This window comes from Paraburkholderia phenazinium (assembly GCF_900142845.1).
Lineage (GTDB): Bacteria > Pseudomonadota > Gammaproteobacteria > Burkholderiales > Burkholderiaceae > Paraburkholderia > Paraburkholderia phenazinium_A.
The window spans coordinates 3,343,615-3,358,066 of the sequence record NZ_FSRU01000001.1 but is presented as its reverse complement, the minus strand read 5'-3'; the positions used below and the strand labels follow the sequence as shown (position 1 = coordinate 3,358,066).

Genomic DNA, 14,452 nt, shown 5'->3' with positions numbered 1-14,452 from the left:
TAATGTCCAGACTGACCACTCTTTGCCGGATTGGGGCTGCCGTCGTCGCTATTGTGCTTCCCGTCTTCGCGAAAGCGGAAACGCAGCGCACGCTTTCGTCGACCGCGATCGGGACACCTGAAATCCGCGTCGCGGAGGGCACCGACACACCTACCTCGATGCCAGGCAATATCGCACGCAATACCATGACCGACAATGTTCTGGCCAACGTTGTCGAGTCGCTGGTAGCGCTACGTGCCGATCTCAGCATTGGCCCGATGCTCGCGGACAGTTGGGACATCTCTTCAGATGCTCGGACCTACACATTTCATCTCCGGCATGGCGTGGTGTTTCACGACGGCTCGCCATTCACGTCAAGCGCGGTCAAGTGGAGCTTCGACTTCCTGATGAGGCCAGAAAATGGATTCATGTGCCGTGGCAACTACGACGGGCATCGAGGTGCCAAGGTCGTCGGCGTGCGGACGCCCGATGCCTATACCGTGGTGTTCGAACTGGACAGAGCGAACGAACTGTTCCTCAAAGACATGGTCGACACGCACTGTCAGTTGGCAATCCTTAGCCCATCAAGCGTCGACAGCTCCGGGCATTGGCTTCGCCCCGTCGCAACAGGTCCGTACATATTTGCGGACTGGAGACGCGGACAGTACATTCTGCTGAAGCGATTTGCGCAATATCGCCCGAGAGGCGAACCGCCGAGTGGTCTTGCGGGCGCGAAGGTCGCGTACGACGACGCTCGATTTGTCGTCATCCCGGACGAGGCGGCACAAAAGGTTGCGGTCGTCGCCGGGCAAGTCGACATGATGTCGGTGAGCGGAGACGGGCTCGTCGGGAGCGACCCCAGATGGCGTGTCATCGTGGGCCCCAGTGCCGATCCCGTCGAGTTACTGATGCAAAGCCAGGACCCAACGCTTGCAGACGCGCGGGTTCGTCGTGCAATCGCGCTTGCACTGGATCTTCCCGCCATTGTGAATGCCGTTACCGATGGTCGTGCGCACTACAGTCCATCACTGGTACCGGAGACGAGTGGTGTGTTCGGGCCCGGCGACCGGGTCGGGTTCTCGCAAAATATTGGGGAAGCGAAGCGTTTGCTTGCAGAGGCGGGCTATCACGGACAGACGTTGAAGATCGAGACGAATCATCGCTTTCCGTTTATGTTTTCACTGGCGGTTTACGTTCAGTCACTGCTGAGAAAAGCAGGCATCTCGACAGAACTCGACGTGGTCGACTGGGGCAAGCAGGTTGCCGATTTTCGTGCCGGACATTTTCAGATCATGTCGTTCGCTTACTCGGCAAGAACCGACCCGGCGATGATGTTCAGCGATATATTGGGGGACAAAGCCAAGTCGCCGATGGCACAGTGGAACAATCCAGAAGCACTCAAGCTTCTGCAGAGCCTGCGCGGCGTGACTGATGCGTCTGAGCGCGGACAGACGTTTGAGCAGTTGCATAAAATGATGATCGCCGATGTACCGATGATCGTTTTGTACGACACGCCGGACCTGCGAATCGTCAGCAATCGACTTGAAGGCGTCACGTCGTGGCCGATGCGCCGCACACGCGTCTTCAACGTCGTCAAACATTGAGTACGCATCTGCCGGCGCACCTTCCCGCTTAAACAGGTGCGAGACCTTCTTGCATTGCCGTTAGCACACCGACGCAAAGGAAAGCAGGCCCTACGCATCCAGGCCTTCGAGGCCTGGGAAAGTGCGGGTACTTTCAGGCCGGACGGCAGGTCGCTCAGGGACGTGTATAAAGTGAACCCAGGCCGATCACGGCGGTGGGACTGCCCGATGCCTCGGAGCCGTTCTGCACACCACCGAAACTGCTTTCGACGTTAGCAGAGGTGTTGCGCTGTGCGCTGATCTTGGCCTCGGCGGCCTGAATGTCGTCCGGATAGTGAGGATCATTGGCGCGGCTCGGCATGTAGCCGGCCTTTTCGAGCTGAACGAGTTCGGCGCGCACTTGGGCACGGGTTACGGTGGAGGAGGTTTCCTGGGCATGGCTGGCGATCGGAAAGACGAGCACAGCCGCGACGACCAGGGTGATTTGGCGGAAGTTCATGGCAAATTTCCTTTACGCGGGTTAAGAAAGGAACGGATCGTTCGGAATAGATTCTGGACAAAAATAGATCAAACTTGAATAACATCGAAGTCATCTAATAGATGCCGGATTGTCATTGAACGAATCGCCAGGATGCGTAAGCCGGTGCTACCGGCACGTATTGCAGCTAACGTCTGCGAGTGGCTACTCGCCATACGGCGGGCCGCACGGCGGATCTGAACAAGCGGAAGCGCGTCGTCCGGCTTGCAAGATGCCTGACGCTAGCCAATGTCCGCTGTCAGCAGGTCGATGAATGCCCGCATCTTGGCCGACACCAGTCGGCGCGACGGGTAATAGACATAGAGCGGTAACTGTTCCTGAGCCCATTCCGGAAACAGTTCGACCAGGCTGCCGTCGCCGAGCCATTGGTGCGCCCCGAGTTCCATCGTCTGTGTGATACCCAGACCAGCGGCGCAAGCGCTCAGCTTTGTCGCGAGATCATTGACGATCAACCGTCCCGATACGGGCACAGTTAGCACTTCGCCATTGCGATGGAACTCCCACGGAAATGGCCGACCGGTCGACGAATCCCGGAATAACAGGCATTCGTATCGACCGTCGGCGAGCTCGAGCGGATGCGCGGGTCGACCGTGCCGCGCGAGATAGGCGGCCGAACTGCAGGTCAGGATGCGGGTACTCAGAAGCGGGCGTGCCACGAGCGATGACGCTTCAGGTACGCCAAAGCGTACCGCCGCGTCGAAACCCTCCGCGACCAGATCCCCGAGCCTGTCACGAATCGCCAGCTCGACGTGGAGCGATGGTTGCGCTGACAGAAACTTCTCGAGTTTGGGCGCCAGTATGAAGCGGGCAAACCAGGGGTCTACATTGACGCGCAGTCGTCCCCGAACGTTGACGGATGAGCCTGCCGTCTCGGTCGCTGCGTCCTCCATTTCGGCTAGCAGCGGCGCGACGCGCTCGTAGAAGCGCTGTCCCTCGTCGGTGAGCTTGACCGCGCGGGACGTGCGGTCGAATAGCCGTATTCCAATGCGCTGTTCCATCCGGGCCACCGCGCGGCTGACCGCAGAGGCGGTTACACCGAGTGCTTCTGCGGCGTGCACGAAGCTGCCGCTCTCGACGACTGCGGCGAGAACGCCAATACCATTCAACAGACGTGTATCGAAGGCCATAGTGATCAATGAATTTGTGTCACGGTGATTTTGACACGGATGCGCTTTTTGAATCAGATGAGGAACCCTATACTCGGCGGCGTCGAACTACAGCAGGAGCCGGCTATGCAGATCAAAGGGGTAACCGCGCTAGTGAGCGGTGCCAATCGTGGGCTGGGGCGTGCCTTCACGCAAGTACTCCTTCAGGCTGGAGCGGTAAAGGTCTATGCCGGCGCGAGAGATCCCTCGAAAATCACTGATCCCGGTGTGGTTCCAGTTGCACTTGACATCACAGATCCCAACACTGTCACCGCAGCGGCCCGGCAATGTAGCGATGTAACGCTGCTGATTAACAATGCGGGTGTTATGCGGATGAGCCCGTTCATCGCCGCGCCGTCAATCGAGGCTGCGCGAGAAGAAATGATGACAAATTACTTCGGAACACTGAACATGTGCCGTGCGTTTTCGCCGGTGCTCGGTAATAACGGTGGCGGGGCGCTGGTCAATATGCTTTCGGTCGTCAGCTGGTTTACGCATCCGATGAACGGTTCCTACTGTGCATCGAAGGCAGCTGAACGCGCGCTGACAGACGGGCTGCGCCTGGAGCTGGCGGCACAGGGCACGCTGGTCGTGGGTGTCTATGCGAGCTTTATCGATACGGATATGGCGGCGTCCTTGGGCGTTTCTAAAACAAGCGCGGATGATATCGCACGTAGCGCGATTGCGGGCGTTGCCAGTAACCAGCGCGAAGTGTGTGCCGACGCGCGTAGCGCCGAGATCAAGGCCATGCTCGCGCGCGATGCCGACGCATTTTATGCGGGCCTGGCGCGACCGTCGTAATCGACGCACGTAATTGGGGGTAGCCAAGCTTGCCTGTCTGGTTCCACTTTCCTGGCTGACATTGTAGTCACGATGGCAGCACTTTTCGACAATCCTTCGTAGGGTGACACATGTTTTCGGTTCTCGGAATAACCGGTAAGGTCGGCGGAGCAGTGGCCCGATCGCTTCTTGCCACAGGCCAGCCAGTTCGCGCGATCGTGCGCAGTCAGGAAAAGGGATCCGCCTGGGCGGAGCGTGGATGTGAGGTGTGTGTCGCCGACATGGACGATCAGAAGTCACTGGTCACCGCGTTCCACGGCTCAAGAGGGGTCTTTGTCATGCTGCCGTCGAATTTCGATCAGGCAGACGGATTTCCCGAGACGGTCAGGATGGTGACGTCCATTCGCCGTGCGCTCGAGGAGACACTCCCTCAGAGGGTGGTCTGTCTGTCAACCATCGGTGCGCGGGCGACACAGTCAAACTTGCTGAGCAAGCTTGGGATCATGGAACGGAGCCTCATCGCGCTCCCGGTATCCGTCACGTTTTTGCGTGCCGCATGGTTCATGGAGAATGCGGCGCGCGACATTCAGACGGCCATGACAACCGGAACGATTGCCAGCTTTCTGCAGCCGCTCGACAAGCCGGTACCGATGGTTTCCACTGAGGACATCGGACAGGTCGCGGCGGAACTGCTCCAACAGGACGACGCGATACAGCGTGTTGTGCAGCTTGAAGGACCGCAACGGGTGACGCCGACCGAAATCGCGATTGCGCTCGGCAAGTTGCTCGCACGGCCGGTGCGCGCGGAGGTGGTACCAAGGCAGACGTGGGCCGACCTGTTCCGCTCGCAGGGCGCGTCCAATCCCGAACCACGTATACGCATGCTCGATGGCTTCAACGAAGGATGGATCGAGTTCGACGGCGACAAGTCTGCGATACGGAAGGGTTCTATCACGATCGATCGGGCACTCGAACGTCTGATACAGCGAATGTCGCAATAGAGTGGTCATGGTAGACCCATGATTTTTCTTGCGTCCATGCGATCCGTTGCCACCGTTGCTGTTCAGGATTCTGTCTATGCTCAAGGAAGCGCACGTGGTCCGGCAACTGGTACCGTTTTCTGCGGTAGCGTTTCTGGGCTTTCTCGCGGTTGGTCTTCCGTTACCCGTGCTGTCGCTCTATGTGCATGAAAGACTAGGTTTCGGCACGCTTGTTGTCGGCGGCGTAATTGGTCTGCAGTCACTCGCTACGCTTCTGACGCGCCAGTATGCCGGTCGGCTGTCGGATACCCGTGGCCCGAAGCTGACCTCGCTGGTGGGGCTCCTTTTCGCGTCCTTAGCGGGTTTGTTTTATCTGCTCGCCGCTGTCCTGGTTCAGCACCCGGGGGAGAGTCTCGCGCTACTTTGCCTTGGGCGTTTGCTTCTCGGTTTGGCAGAAAGCCTTTTCATTACCGCGTTGGCTGCGTGGAGTATCGGTCGTGTCGGTTCGGAATATGCAGGTCGGGCGATGGCGTGGTCAGGCATCGCGATGTACGCAGCACTGGCTGTCGGCGCGCCGCTGGGGTTGGCAATCTATCGTGCCGCTGGCTTCGGTGCTGTCGCGGCTTGCGCGGTCCTTGCCCCACTTCTTGGCGCAGCGGCTGCAAGCACATGGCAAGCCTTCGCCGTCGAACGCATCGCCCAGCGTACTTCCTTCTTACGCGTGTTGCGCATGATATGGGTACCCGGACTCGGCATGGCACTGGCGTCCTCCGGCGTAGGCACGATAAGCGCGTTTTTACCGCTACGCTACAGCATGGCGGCGTGGCCTCATGCGGGTTTCGCGCTTGCGGCCTTTGGCGCTGCCTATATTGTGATGCGTCTCGTCCTGGGTGGCCTTCCTGACCGGCTGGGTGGGTATCAAACGGGTCTTGCTTCACTCTTTGCAGAGACCATCGGGCTTGGACTGATCGGCTGGGCAAATGACCCCTTGATCGCGCTGGCTGGAGCCACTATCACCGGGCTGGGTTACTCGCTTGTCTTTCCCTCTCTCGGCGTTGAGGCAATGAGGCGCGTGCCCGGCGAAAACCGGGGTCTCGCGATAGGTGCCTATCTGGCGTGCTTCGATCTGGGGCTCGCGATTGCGGGTCCCGGTGCCGGTGCGGTCGCACGATCCTACGGCATACCCTGTGCGTTTGCGGCAGCTACGGCAACCGCTCTCTCGGCGTTGTTACTGATCTGTGTTGACTGGCGATGGCTGAGAAAGTCCGGGCCGATCGGAGGTCGGATTTAACATAATGGGCGCGATGAAATGCGCTTGCCAGCTAATGGCGCACTCGTGCAGTCGTCGCTGTGAAAGCGGAACTCAATATCGTACATGGCACCAGACTGACCTTAACCAAGGAGATTGACATGCTGAATCGACGAACAATGATCAAAACTGTAGGCGCGCTTTCTCTCGCCGCCTCGGCCCTGACAACAAAGTCTGTGTTGGCGCAGGGAAATACTGCTGCATTGGCTGGCGCTTCGCGCTCATCGGCATTGCCGCGCGGCGTGACGCTGCTGTCCATTCATCAGCCCGATGGTTCCGAAACGCTCGGCGTCAAAACTCCAAACGGCATCCTCGATGTGGCTAAGGCCAACGCATTGCTTAACGCGAACGTCCCTGTGACGCTCGAAGCGTTGCTACGTAACGGTAATGGCGCAGAATTGACATCGCTGATCGCCGCAGCGGCTCGCAATCCGGCCGCGGCGTCCGCTTACCGTGAAGAATCGTCTATACGATACGGCAGACTGTTTACTTCGCCCGGCAAGATCGTCTGCGTCGGATTGAATTATCGCGAGCACGCGGAGGAGACGCACGAAGCTTTACCCAAAGTACCCATTCTGTTCAACAAGTACAACAACACGCTCGCAGCTCACCGGTCGACGATCAAGTTGCCGCCGCGCGAAGTGTCCTACCAGTTCGACTATGAAACGGAACTGCTCATCGTGATGGGTAAGACCGCACGAAACGTGACCGAAGCAGACGCGCTTGACTACGTGGCCGGCTATGCGGTGGGCCATGACTTCTCGGCGCGCGATCTGCAGATGGATACGGGGGGCCAGTGGATGGTCGGCAAGACGCTAGATGGCTTCGCGCCGATCGGGCCATATTTTGTGTCAGCCGATCTCGTCGGCGACCCGAACAACCTTTCGCTTCAAACCCGGATCAACGGCCAGGTCCGGCAATCGAGCAACACGAGTCGTTTCATCTTCAATACACAGGCAATGATCGCCTATACGTCGAAGCTATTCGCGCTCGAGCCGGGTGACATTATTTTCACGGGTACGCCCCCTGGCGTTATCCTCGGCAAGCCGAAGGATCAGCAGGTCTGGCTTAAGGCGGGCGACCAGATCGAAAGTACGATAGAGAAGCTGGGCACCTTGCAGTTCGATCTGGCGTAACGGCCGCACGCGGGGTGGGAAACCATCTCGCGTTTTTTGCAGCGCGACGGTTGATCAGGATCAGGCGGTCAGATGGTGAATTCTCGTAGTCGGCCGCCGGCTGCCAGGGGCATATCATGGATCCGCTTGCCGGTTGCGTCAGCAATTGCATTGGCGACAGCCGCAGACGTCGGTCCTTGCGACGCCTCCCCGGTACCCAGGAACGGTGCACCGGGCCGGTCGATGAGATGCACCTCGACGTGCAGCGGCACTTCGGAAAACCGCATGATCGGATAGCCGCTCCAGTCGAAGCTTCGGATACGTTCGCTGTCGTATTGCACCTGCTCATACAGTGCCCAGCTGGCCGACTGCAGAATGCCACCTTCGACCTGGTTACGCACGCCGTCCGGATTGACGATCTGGCCACAGTCGAGCGCCGCGACGGCTCGTTCGATCTGCACGGCTCCGGTTTCCGGCACGACGCGAAGTTCGACGGCGATCGCCAGATAGCTCATCAGGTTCTTGTACTGTGCGAACGCGAACCCCACACCGTGGCCCGGGCGTCGCGCGTGCTTCGGGTTCCAGCCAAACTGCCGCGCTGCCAGCTCGATCACGTCACGACCACGAGCGTTGTCGAGATGTCGCAGCCGGAATTCAACAGGATCGACCTGCGCCGCGCTGGCCAGCTCATCCATGAAGCTCTCGATCGTAAATATGTTCTGGAAGGCGCCGAGTCCGCGCTGGGCTGAGACTCGCAGTGGCATGTCCGGCAGAAAGTGGTGCTGGATGTTGAAATTCGGGAAGTTGTAGAGCGGTATGCTGTTGCGGTCGCCGCCGCCTTCCGGCATCGGGATGGGTTGGGGCGGGGCAGGCGTAAAGGGCTGCGCGAGATATTGCGCGCCGAGCAATCGCCCCGCGTTGTCGATACGGAAGTTGTGCGTGTTGCTCCAGATTTCATATTGCCAGTCGATCACGTGGCCGGTCGCGTCGAGCGATGCGCGCACGTCCGTCACCATTGCTGGCCCGAACAGATCCCATGTATGTTCCTGCTCGCGCATCCATTGGACACGTATCGGTCGGCCGGGAACGGCCCGTGCGATGAGTGCGGCATCGGCGGCGGCATCGTCGGCGGGATTGTGGCCGTAGCAACCGGCGCCGGGAACGTGGATGCAGCGGATGTATTCCGGTTTCATGCCGAGCATCTCCGCGAGCCCGCCGCGCAGCGGGAATACGCCTTGTGCGTGCGTCCACACGGTCATCTTGCCCTGATCAAGATGCGCGACGGCACACGACGGCCCAATCGATCCGTGGGACAGATACGGCTTCGTGAACCTGGCGTGCAGCGTTCGCACGGCAGGTTGCGCCGGACCATGTTGCTCGGCCACCTGAATTTCCCGCCGCGGGAGCGTGAGCAGCGTCTCGTAGATTGTCGCTGGCGTCGGCAGCTTCGCGGAGGTGTCCCAGCGGGCGGTCCGCTCGAGCGCACGCATTGCCTGGATCGCCTGCCATTCGTCCTCGGCGACCACGGCAAGATAGCTGCCGTCGCGGACAACCTTGACGACACCCGGCATCATTTCCACCGCGTTGTCGATGGAAATCAACCTGGCGCCATACGAGGGAGGGCGCACCGCCCTTGCGTGGAGCATGCCGGGCAGGCGCATGTCCTGCACGTAGCTCGCTCCACCGGTGACTTTGCCGGGAATGTCGATGCGCTGTATCGGCTGCCCGATGACGTGATGTCGAGCCGGCGCGATCAACTGCGACTGCGCGACGGCGTTACGGTGCAGGTTGAGACCGCTGACTGCCTCGCCGAACGTGAGTCTGCGGTTATCCGGCGCGACGATCGTCCCATCGCGGATCTGCAGCGTATCGGCGGACACGCCCAACTTGCCGGCGGCGGATTCCAGCAACAGGACACGCACTTGCGAGCTCGCATGCATGATGGCTGTACCGCTGTCCGCGGTGGAGTGGCTGCCTGCGGTGTAGCCCTCGTTCGGCGTCGAGCCCGTGTCGGCGGTGATCAGGTGAATGTCACCGGGACGAACCTGAAGCTCCTCGGCGGCGATCTGGATGAAACCGGTGCTGATTCCCGTGCCTAGTTCAGCCTTGCCTGTGTATACGGTGATATGACCATGTTCGTCGATGCGTATCCATGCATCGAGCGAGGGCGTCCCGGCCAGGTTGCCAGGCAAGCTGGTCAATGCTGCGCTGGTAGCATTGGGTGCGGCGTCTTCCGTGGCCCGCTGGGCCATGACGTCCACAGCAGGAAACAGCGCGAAGCTCACCGTCAGGGAGCCGGCGACGAGGAGGCGTCGGCGGCCTGGGTTCGTGGGGGCGTCCGGATTGGAGGGGGGACGCACGTTCATGCATCGGCTCCCTGCGCGCGGTGTTGTTCACGCATTGTCTGCGAGGCTTCCACGATAGCGCCGATGATACGCATGTGGGTACCGCAACGGCACAGGTTGGGCTGCATGTGTTCGCGAATCTCGACTTCTGTGGCGCCGGGCTTCTGTTCGAGTAGCGCCTGTGCGCGCATGACCATGCCGGCGATGCAGTAGCCGCACTGCGCCGCTTGCTTGTCGATGAAGGCTTGCTGAAGCGGCGACGGCCGCTCGACGGTACCGAGTCCTTCGATCGTCAGCACCGGTCGGTCCTTGACGGCTGAGATAGGCATCAGGCACGAAAACACTGCGCGTTTACTGACGACGACTGTGCAGGCGCCGCACTGTCCGAGCCCGCAGCCGTATTTCGCTCCATTGAGCTTCAGATGATTTCGCAGCGCGTAGAGAAGCGGCATGGACGGGTCGACGTCGAGGTTGTATTCGACACCGTTGACTGAGAGCTTGGTCATGGTTGTGGAATCTCCTTGCGGATTGCGGCGGTCGTCCGGGATACGTCTTTCCAGACGGGGCGCTGCGCATACTGGGTACGCAGGTAGGCGAGAAGGTCGTCGACCTGGTCGTCGTCGAGAACGTCGGCAAACGGGGGCATGTAATGCGCCGTCGCAGAGCCGTTCCACGGATTGCCCTGCAAGACGAGATGGATCGCATCGCGTGGGCTGTCGGAGGTGAGGACGGAGCTGAGCCCGAGCGCAGGGCTGCCACCGATTTCGCGCATCGGCGCTTCGCTCGCATGACAGCCGGCACACGACGATGCGAACAAGGTCCCGCCACGGATGGACTGTGCACTTGCATCGTCGGTCCTGGAGGCTTTCTCGCGGGAGGATGCAGGTTGCGCCGGTGCGGGCGGCGGTTGCAACGACATCAGGTAAGTGGCGATGGCCTCTACATCGGACTCCGGCGCGTTGCCCAGGTGTTGCGTGACGGGCAGCATTGGACCAGCTGCGGCGCCGTGCTCGGAGGCGAGCCCGGTACGCAGGTAGTCGACGAGCTGTGTGTGGGTCCACGGTTTTGGCGCACGTGTCAGTGCGTTGAGCGGCGGCGCGTTCCAGCTGTCAATCAGGTTGCCCGCGAATGCTTCGCCGTTTTTTTCCGCACCCAACGCGTTCATCGGCGTGTGGCACGATGCGCAGTGGGCAGCCCCTTCTACGAGATAGCGGCCCCGCAGCCATGCCGGCGATTCCGACCTGTCCGGCGGCTGAAGTTCGCCCGTTTTGAGGTACAGCAGATTCCACCCAGCCACGAGTGGCCGGAAGTTGAGCGGAAAGCGCAGATCGTTCGGGTGCGCCGGTGCGCTGACTGGTGCGACTGACATCAGATAGGCATAGAGTGCAGCGATGTCGCTGTCGCTCATCTTCGTGAAATGCGGATACGGAAAGGCTGGGTACAGCAGATGGCCGTCGCGTGAAACGCCTTCGCGCAGCGCGCGCGTGAACGCATCGAGCGGCCAGCGGCCAATGCCGGTATCCGGATCGGGCGTGATATTCGTGCTGTAGATCACACCGAACGGTGTATCGAGTGGCATGCCGCCTGCGAAAGGTTTTTCACGGTTGGCGGTATGGCAGTACATGCAGTCACCCACTTCTGCGACTTGCTCCCCGTGGGCGACCAGCGCCGTGTCGGCGCCAGTCGGTGCAGGGGCCAACAGCGGCTCAATCGAGGGTTGCCATGCGTAACGGATTGCGCATGCAAGGGCGACTCCCGCCACTCCGAGCATAATCAAACCAAGCTTTCCAGCTTTCACCATCAGAACTCCCAAGCGAAGGTGGGATCGTCTGAAACCCACGATCACATTCGCCCTTGTATTGGCGAACGTTACAGATTGCTGGGGCGGTTGTTTTTCTCTACGATTTGCTTGTGCTCGTAGTCAGTGCTGGCAATGATGCCGTCACGATGGCTAGTGTTCTTCAGAAACCCACTTCAGCGTAGCAAGCCAGAGATCATGGCCGCGGTGCATGAGGCTCTCATCGGTCTCGCGTAGATGGGCTGGGGCGGCACCGTTACCTACTTCGTCCATCGCTACACGACAGGAGCTCCCCTCAGGCGTGAGATACCACGTGTGGTAGAAGCTGGGCTGAGTACCTGGTGCATAGCCGTACCAGCCGATACGCGTGTACGGAACGAATTCGTGAATCCTGCTTTCCAGTTGCAGGCCGAATGTTGTCCAATGAAACACGGAGTCGCGAGTGAGGACGGGGCTGTCACCGATGATGTGGACATCTTTCGAATTTGGATACCACTGAGGCCATTTGGTGGCATCGATTATGTTGTCCCATACGCGTTCGCACGACGCATGGATGACGGTCTCATTGTGGGAAAAGAGGTCGGCTGTTTCCGGGTTGAAACCTTCGGGCCAGTGAATCTCCCGCGAACGGTGTTGGAGATCGAATTGCATCGTTTTGACGTCGTTTGTGGCCGGCTGAGCGGTCGGCTGCATACTGCCCTGGCTAAATGCGGGGAACGCTTCAAGCGCGCTCCCTGCAATCGCCAGCAATGCGAGGGCGCGGGGAATAGTCATATTGCCTTCAGTCATGGGGTCGTCCTTTCGTCTTTCTCACCTATTTGCTGTGGGATTAGACACGGTCCTTGTCATGAAAGCGCTGCATCCAGTGCGGATACGGTACGTCCGGTTGCGAGATGCGATCGAGCCGGTCACGGAGTTCTGGCGGGAGCACGAGTTCTGCTGCTTGCAGATTGGCGCCAAGTTGCTCGTCGGAACTTGCCCCGACGATCACGGTTGCCACTTCGTCGCGCCCGAGCAACCAGGCGAGCGCGACCTGCGCTGGCGTTGTGTTCAGTGCATTTGCGACCACGCGTAATTCCTCGACGATGGGATCGACCTTTTGCGGAACGATTGGCGGAAAGTTGAGATTGGTGCGCCGACCCTTTGCAGGTTCGCCGTTCTGCGCGGTGTATTTGCCGCTCAGATAACCGCCTGACAGAGGACTCCAGACCATCAGCGCCATGTCGTGTTGCCGTGCGACGGGCGCGACTTCGTGCTCGATGTCGCGTGCGGCCAGCGAGTAGTGCACCTGATTACTGGCAACCCGCGCCCAATGCGCCTGCGACGTGATCGCGTGTGCCCGCTCGAGTTCGGAAGCACTGAAATTGCATACTCCGATGTGCCGGACCTTGCCCTGTGTAACCAGATCGTCGAGCGCGCGCAAGGTTTCGTCGAGCGGTGTAAGTGCGTCGCGATCGTGCAGTTGCAACAGATCGATGTGATCGCGGCCGATCCGCTTCAGGCTCGTTTCGACCGTGCGGATGATATGCGAGCGCCCAAGGCCCACCTGGTTGGGGCCGGGGCCTGTACGCAGGCGGACCTTGGTGGCGACGAGCATGCGCGTTTCGTCGAGGCCCAGATCGGCCAACACCTGGCCGACCACCACCTCGGACTGACCCTGCGAATAGGCATCGGCAGTATCGATCAGATTCACCCCATTATCCAGGGCAAGACCCACAAGACGTGCTGCCTGCTCACGATTGAGGCCGGCGATCGTTGCCCAGATGCCTTCACCTGCGCCGAACGTCATGGCGCCGAGTGTGAGACGGGAAATGCGCAGGCCGGAGCGGCCGAAGGTGCAGTAGTTCATGACAGTGAGCCCGCTTTATGTTGAGAACACTTCACACAATAGGGAATCGACGGTCAGTCGCCTAGAGCGTAAGATGCGAAGACTCTTTTCGGCTTAAGCGAGTAATCGGATGCGCGTTGATCAGTTGGCTGCCATGCGTCTTTTCGTGCGCATTGTGGAAACGGGCTCTTTCGGTAAGGCAGCCCGTTCAATGGACATGTCTTCTTCAAATGCAACGGAACGGGTGGCCCGCCTTGAGAAAATCCTGGGCGTGCGGCTTTTGGCCCGCACGACGCGTGCGGTTGCCGCCACCGAGGCTGGTACGCGCTATTACGAGGTCTGTCGCCGGGTGCTCGGCGAACTGGACGAAATCGAAGCTTCACTGACCGGTTCTCAAGAGGCGCTCGCGGGGCGGGTCCGAATCAGTGCGAACATCTCGATTGCCCGTTCGATTCTCATACCGCGCTTGCCTGATTGGTTTGAGCAGCATCCGCAGATCCACGTCGAACTGGTGATGAATGACCATCGCAGCGATTTTGTACGCGACGGGATCGATTTCGCGGTACGGATTGGAGGACTTGAGGATCAGGATCTGGTGCTGCGGCCCCTGGGGCGTCCACGACGCGTCACGGTCGCCTCGCCCGCGTATCTACGGAAAAGGGGGCGGCCGCAGTGTCCGGAAGACCTCGCCGAACACCATCTGATCGACTTTCTGCTGCCGCAGCAAGGAGCGCGGCTCGAGTGGGAGTTCGACAAGAACGGGGAACGGCAGGAACTGTTCCCTCGCAGTATCGCCTCGATTGGGGATTCCGATGCCCGGCTGCAACTGGCGATCGCCGGCATGGGTATCGTCCAGAGCCTCTCGTTCCTCGCTGCGCCCGCACTACGCGAGGGCAGGCTGGAGCGGATCCTGACCTCATGGGAGACGCCAGCGCCCGAAGTATCGATTCTCTATCCAAGACACCGCCATCTGCCAACGCGGACCGAGGCCACGATGGATGCCTTCACAACATGGATCAGGGAGGTCATTCGTGACGCGGCTTGAACGGTCC

General features: G+C 60.1%; 13 protein-coding genes. 6 read left to right on the top strand and 7 right to left on the bottom strand.

Going from position 1 to position 14,452, the window contains the following annotated elements; all coding sequences use genetic code 11:
* The first annotated feature begins 2 nt into the window (after positions 1 to 2).
* On the top strand, positions 3 to 1,583 hold the full coding sequence (locus tag BUS12_RS14755) for an ABC transporter substrate-binding protein (protein ID WP_074296343.1): 1,581 nt from the start codon (positions 3 to 5) through the stop codon (positions 1,581 to 1,583).
* 154 nt (positions 1,584 to 1,737) lie between these two features.
* Here the strand turns inward: BUS12_RS14755 and BUS12_RS14750 are convergent, their stop codons facing one another.
* Positions 1,738 to 2,061, bottom strand: coding sequence for a DUF4148 domain-containing protein (locus BUS12_RS14750; protein WP_074267593.1), 324 nt, complete (start codon positions 2,059 to 2,061; stop codon positions 1,738 to 1,740).
* A gap of 260 nt (positions 2,062 to 2,321) precedes the next feature.
* Entirely contained in the window at positions 2,322 to 3,227 is a 906-nt protein-coding gene (locus tag BUS12_RS14745; protein ID WP_074267594.1) for a LysR family transcriptional regulator, read from the bottom strand.
* 105 nt (positions 3,228 to 3,332) lie between these two features.
* On the opposite strand from BUS12_RS14745, the gene BUS12_RS14740 reads away from it, so the two are divergent.
* The 4 genes from BUS12_RS14740 (at position 3,333) to BUS12_RS14725 (ending at position 7,450) form a co-directional block, all read left to right on the top strand.
* Positions 3,333 to 4,046 (top strand): SDR family oxidoreductase, encoded by a 714-nt coding sequence (locus BUS12_RS14740; RefSeq protein WP_074267595.1) that lies wholly within the window; start codon positions 3,333 to 3,335, stop codon positions 4,044 to 4,046.
* A gap of 110 nt (positions 4,047 to 4,156) precedes the next feature.
* Positions 4,157 to 5,026: an NmrA family NAD(P)-binding protein gene (locus BUS12_RS14735; protein ID WP_074267596.1), complete on the top strand. Its 870-nt coding sequence runs from the start codon at positions 4,157 to 4,159 to the stop codon at positions 5,024 to 5,026.
* A 76-nt stretch (positions 5,027 to 5,102) separates the two neighbouring features.
* Complete coding sequence (locus tag BUS12_RS14730; RefSeq protein WP_074296342.1) at positions 5,103 to 6,296, top strand: MFS transporter; 1,194 nt, start codon at positions 5,103 to 5,105, stop codon at positions 6,294 to 6,296.
* 119 nt (positions 6,297 to 6,415) lie between these two features.
* Complete coding sequence (locus BUS12_RS14725; protein ID WP_074296341.1) at positions 6,416 to 7,450, top strand: fumarylacetoacetate hydrolase family protein; 1,035 nt, start codon at positions 6,416 to 6,418, stop codon at positions 7,448 to 7,450.
* A 68-nt stretch (positions 7,451 to 7,518) separates the two neighbouring features.
* Here the strand turns inward: BUS12_RS14725 and BUS12_RS14720 are convergent, their stop codons facing one another.
* From BUS12_RS14720 to BUS12_RS14700, 5 genes are all read right to left on the bottom strand, one after another.
* Positions 7,519 to 9,795 carry a xanthine dehydrogenase family protein molybdopterin-binding subunit gene (locus BUS12_RS14720; protein ID WP_074296340.1) on the bottom strand — a complete coding sequence of 759 codons (2,277 nt, stop codon included), beginning with the start codon at positions 9,793 to 9,795 and terminating at the stop codon, positions 7,519 to 7,521.
* Positions 9,792 to 10,280: a (2Fe-2S)-binding protein gene (locus tag BUS12_RS14715; protein ID WP_074267600.1), complete on the bottom strand. Its 489-nt coding sequence runs from the start codon at positions 10,278 to 10,280 to the stop codon at positions 9,792 to 9,794. Before BUS12_RS14715 ends, BUS12_RS14720 begins: the two co-directional genes overlap by 4 nt.
* Entirely contained in the window at positions 10,277 to 11,572 is a 1,296-nt protein-coding gene (locus BUS12_RS14710) for a c-type cytochrome (RefSeq protein WP_429288136.1), read from the bottom strand. The genes BUS12_RS14715 and BUS12_RS14710 overlap by 4 nt, the downstream gene beginning before the upstream one ends.
* Positions 11,573 to 11,725: 153 nt before the next feature.
* On the bottom strand, positions 11,726 to 12,361 hold the full coding sequence (locus BUS12_RS14705) for an SRPBCC family protein (protein ID WP_083640392.1): 636 nt from the start codon (positions 12,359 to 12,361) through the stop codon (positions 11,726 to 11,728).
* A 40-nt stretch (positions 12,362 to 12,401) separates the two neighbouring features.
* Complete coding sequence (locus BUS12_RS14700) at positions 12,402 to 13,421, bottom strand: aldo/keto reductase (protein ID WP_074296338.1); 1,020 nt, start codon at positions 13,419 to 13,421, stop codon at positions 12,402 to 12,404.
* A 109-nt stretch (positions 13,422 to 13,530) separates the two neighbouring features.
* Between BUS12_RS14700 and BUS12_RS14695 the strand changes: the two genes are divergently transcribed.
* Positions 13,531 to 14,445, top strand: coding sequence for a LysR family transcriptional regulator (locus BUS12_RS14695; protein WP_074267604.1), 915 nt, complete (start codon positions 13,531 to 13,533; stop codon positions 14,443 to 14,445).
* Positions 14,446 to 14,452 lie beyond the last annotated feature (7 nt).

What these genes read in the sequence shown, in the direction of transcription:
- BUS12_RS14755 (WP_074296343.1), top strand. Translation starts at nt 3, where the DNA reads ATGTCCAGACTGACCACTCTTTGCCGGATTGGGGCTGCCGTCGTCGCT.
- BUS12_RS14750 (WP_074267593.1), bottom strand. Translation starts at nt 2,061, where the DNA reads ATGAACTTCCGCCAAATCACCCTGGTCGTCGCGGCTGTGCTCGTCTTT.
- BUS12_RS14745 (WP_074267594.1), bottom strand. Translation starts at nt 3,227, where the DNA reads ATGGCCTTCGATACACGTCTGTTGAATGGTATTGGCGTTCTCGCCGCA.
- BUS12_RS14740 (WP_074267595.1), top strand. Translation starts at nt 3,333, where the DNA reads ATGCAGATCAAAGGGGTAACCGCGCTAGTGAGCGGTGCCAATCGTGGG.
- BUS12_RS14735 (WP_074267596.1), top strand. Translation starts at nt 4,157, where the DNA reads ATGTTTTCGGTTCTCGGAATAACCGGTAAGGTCGGCGGAGCAGTGGCC.
- BUS12_RS14730 (WP_074296342.1), top strand. Translation starts at nt 5,103, where the DNA reads ATGCTCAAGGAAGCGCACGTGGTCCGGCAACTGGTACCGTTTTCTGCG.
- BUS12_RS14725 (WP_074296341.1), top strand. Translation starts at nt 6,416, where the DNA reads ATGCTGAATCGACGAACAATGATCAAAACTGTAGGCGCGCTTTCTCTC.
- BUS12_RS14720 (WP_074296340.1), bottom strand. Translation starts at nt 9,795, where the DNA reads ATGAACGTGCGTCCCCCCTCCAATCCGGACGCCCCCACGAACCCAGGC.
- BUS12_RS14715 (WP_074267600.1), bottom strand. Translation starts at nt 10,280, where the DNA reads ATGACCAAGCTCTCAGTCAACGGTGTCGAATACAACCTCGACGTCGAC.
- BUS12_RS14705 (WP_083640392.1), bottom strand. Translation starts at nt 12,361, where the DNA reads ATGACTGAAGGCAATATGACTATTCCCCGCGCCCTCGCATTGCTGGCG.
- BUS12_RS14700 (WP_074296338.1), bottom strand. Translation starts at nt 13,421, where the DNA reads ATGAACTACTGCACCTTCGGCCGCTCCGGCCTGCGCATTTCCCGTCTC.
- BUS12_RS14695 (WP_074267604.1), top strand. Translation starts at nt 13,531, where the DNA reads ATGCGCGTTGATCAGTTGGCTGCCATGCGTCTTTTCGTGCGCATTGTG.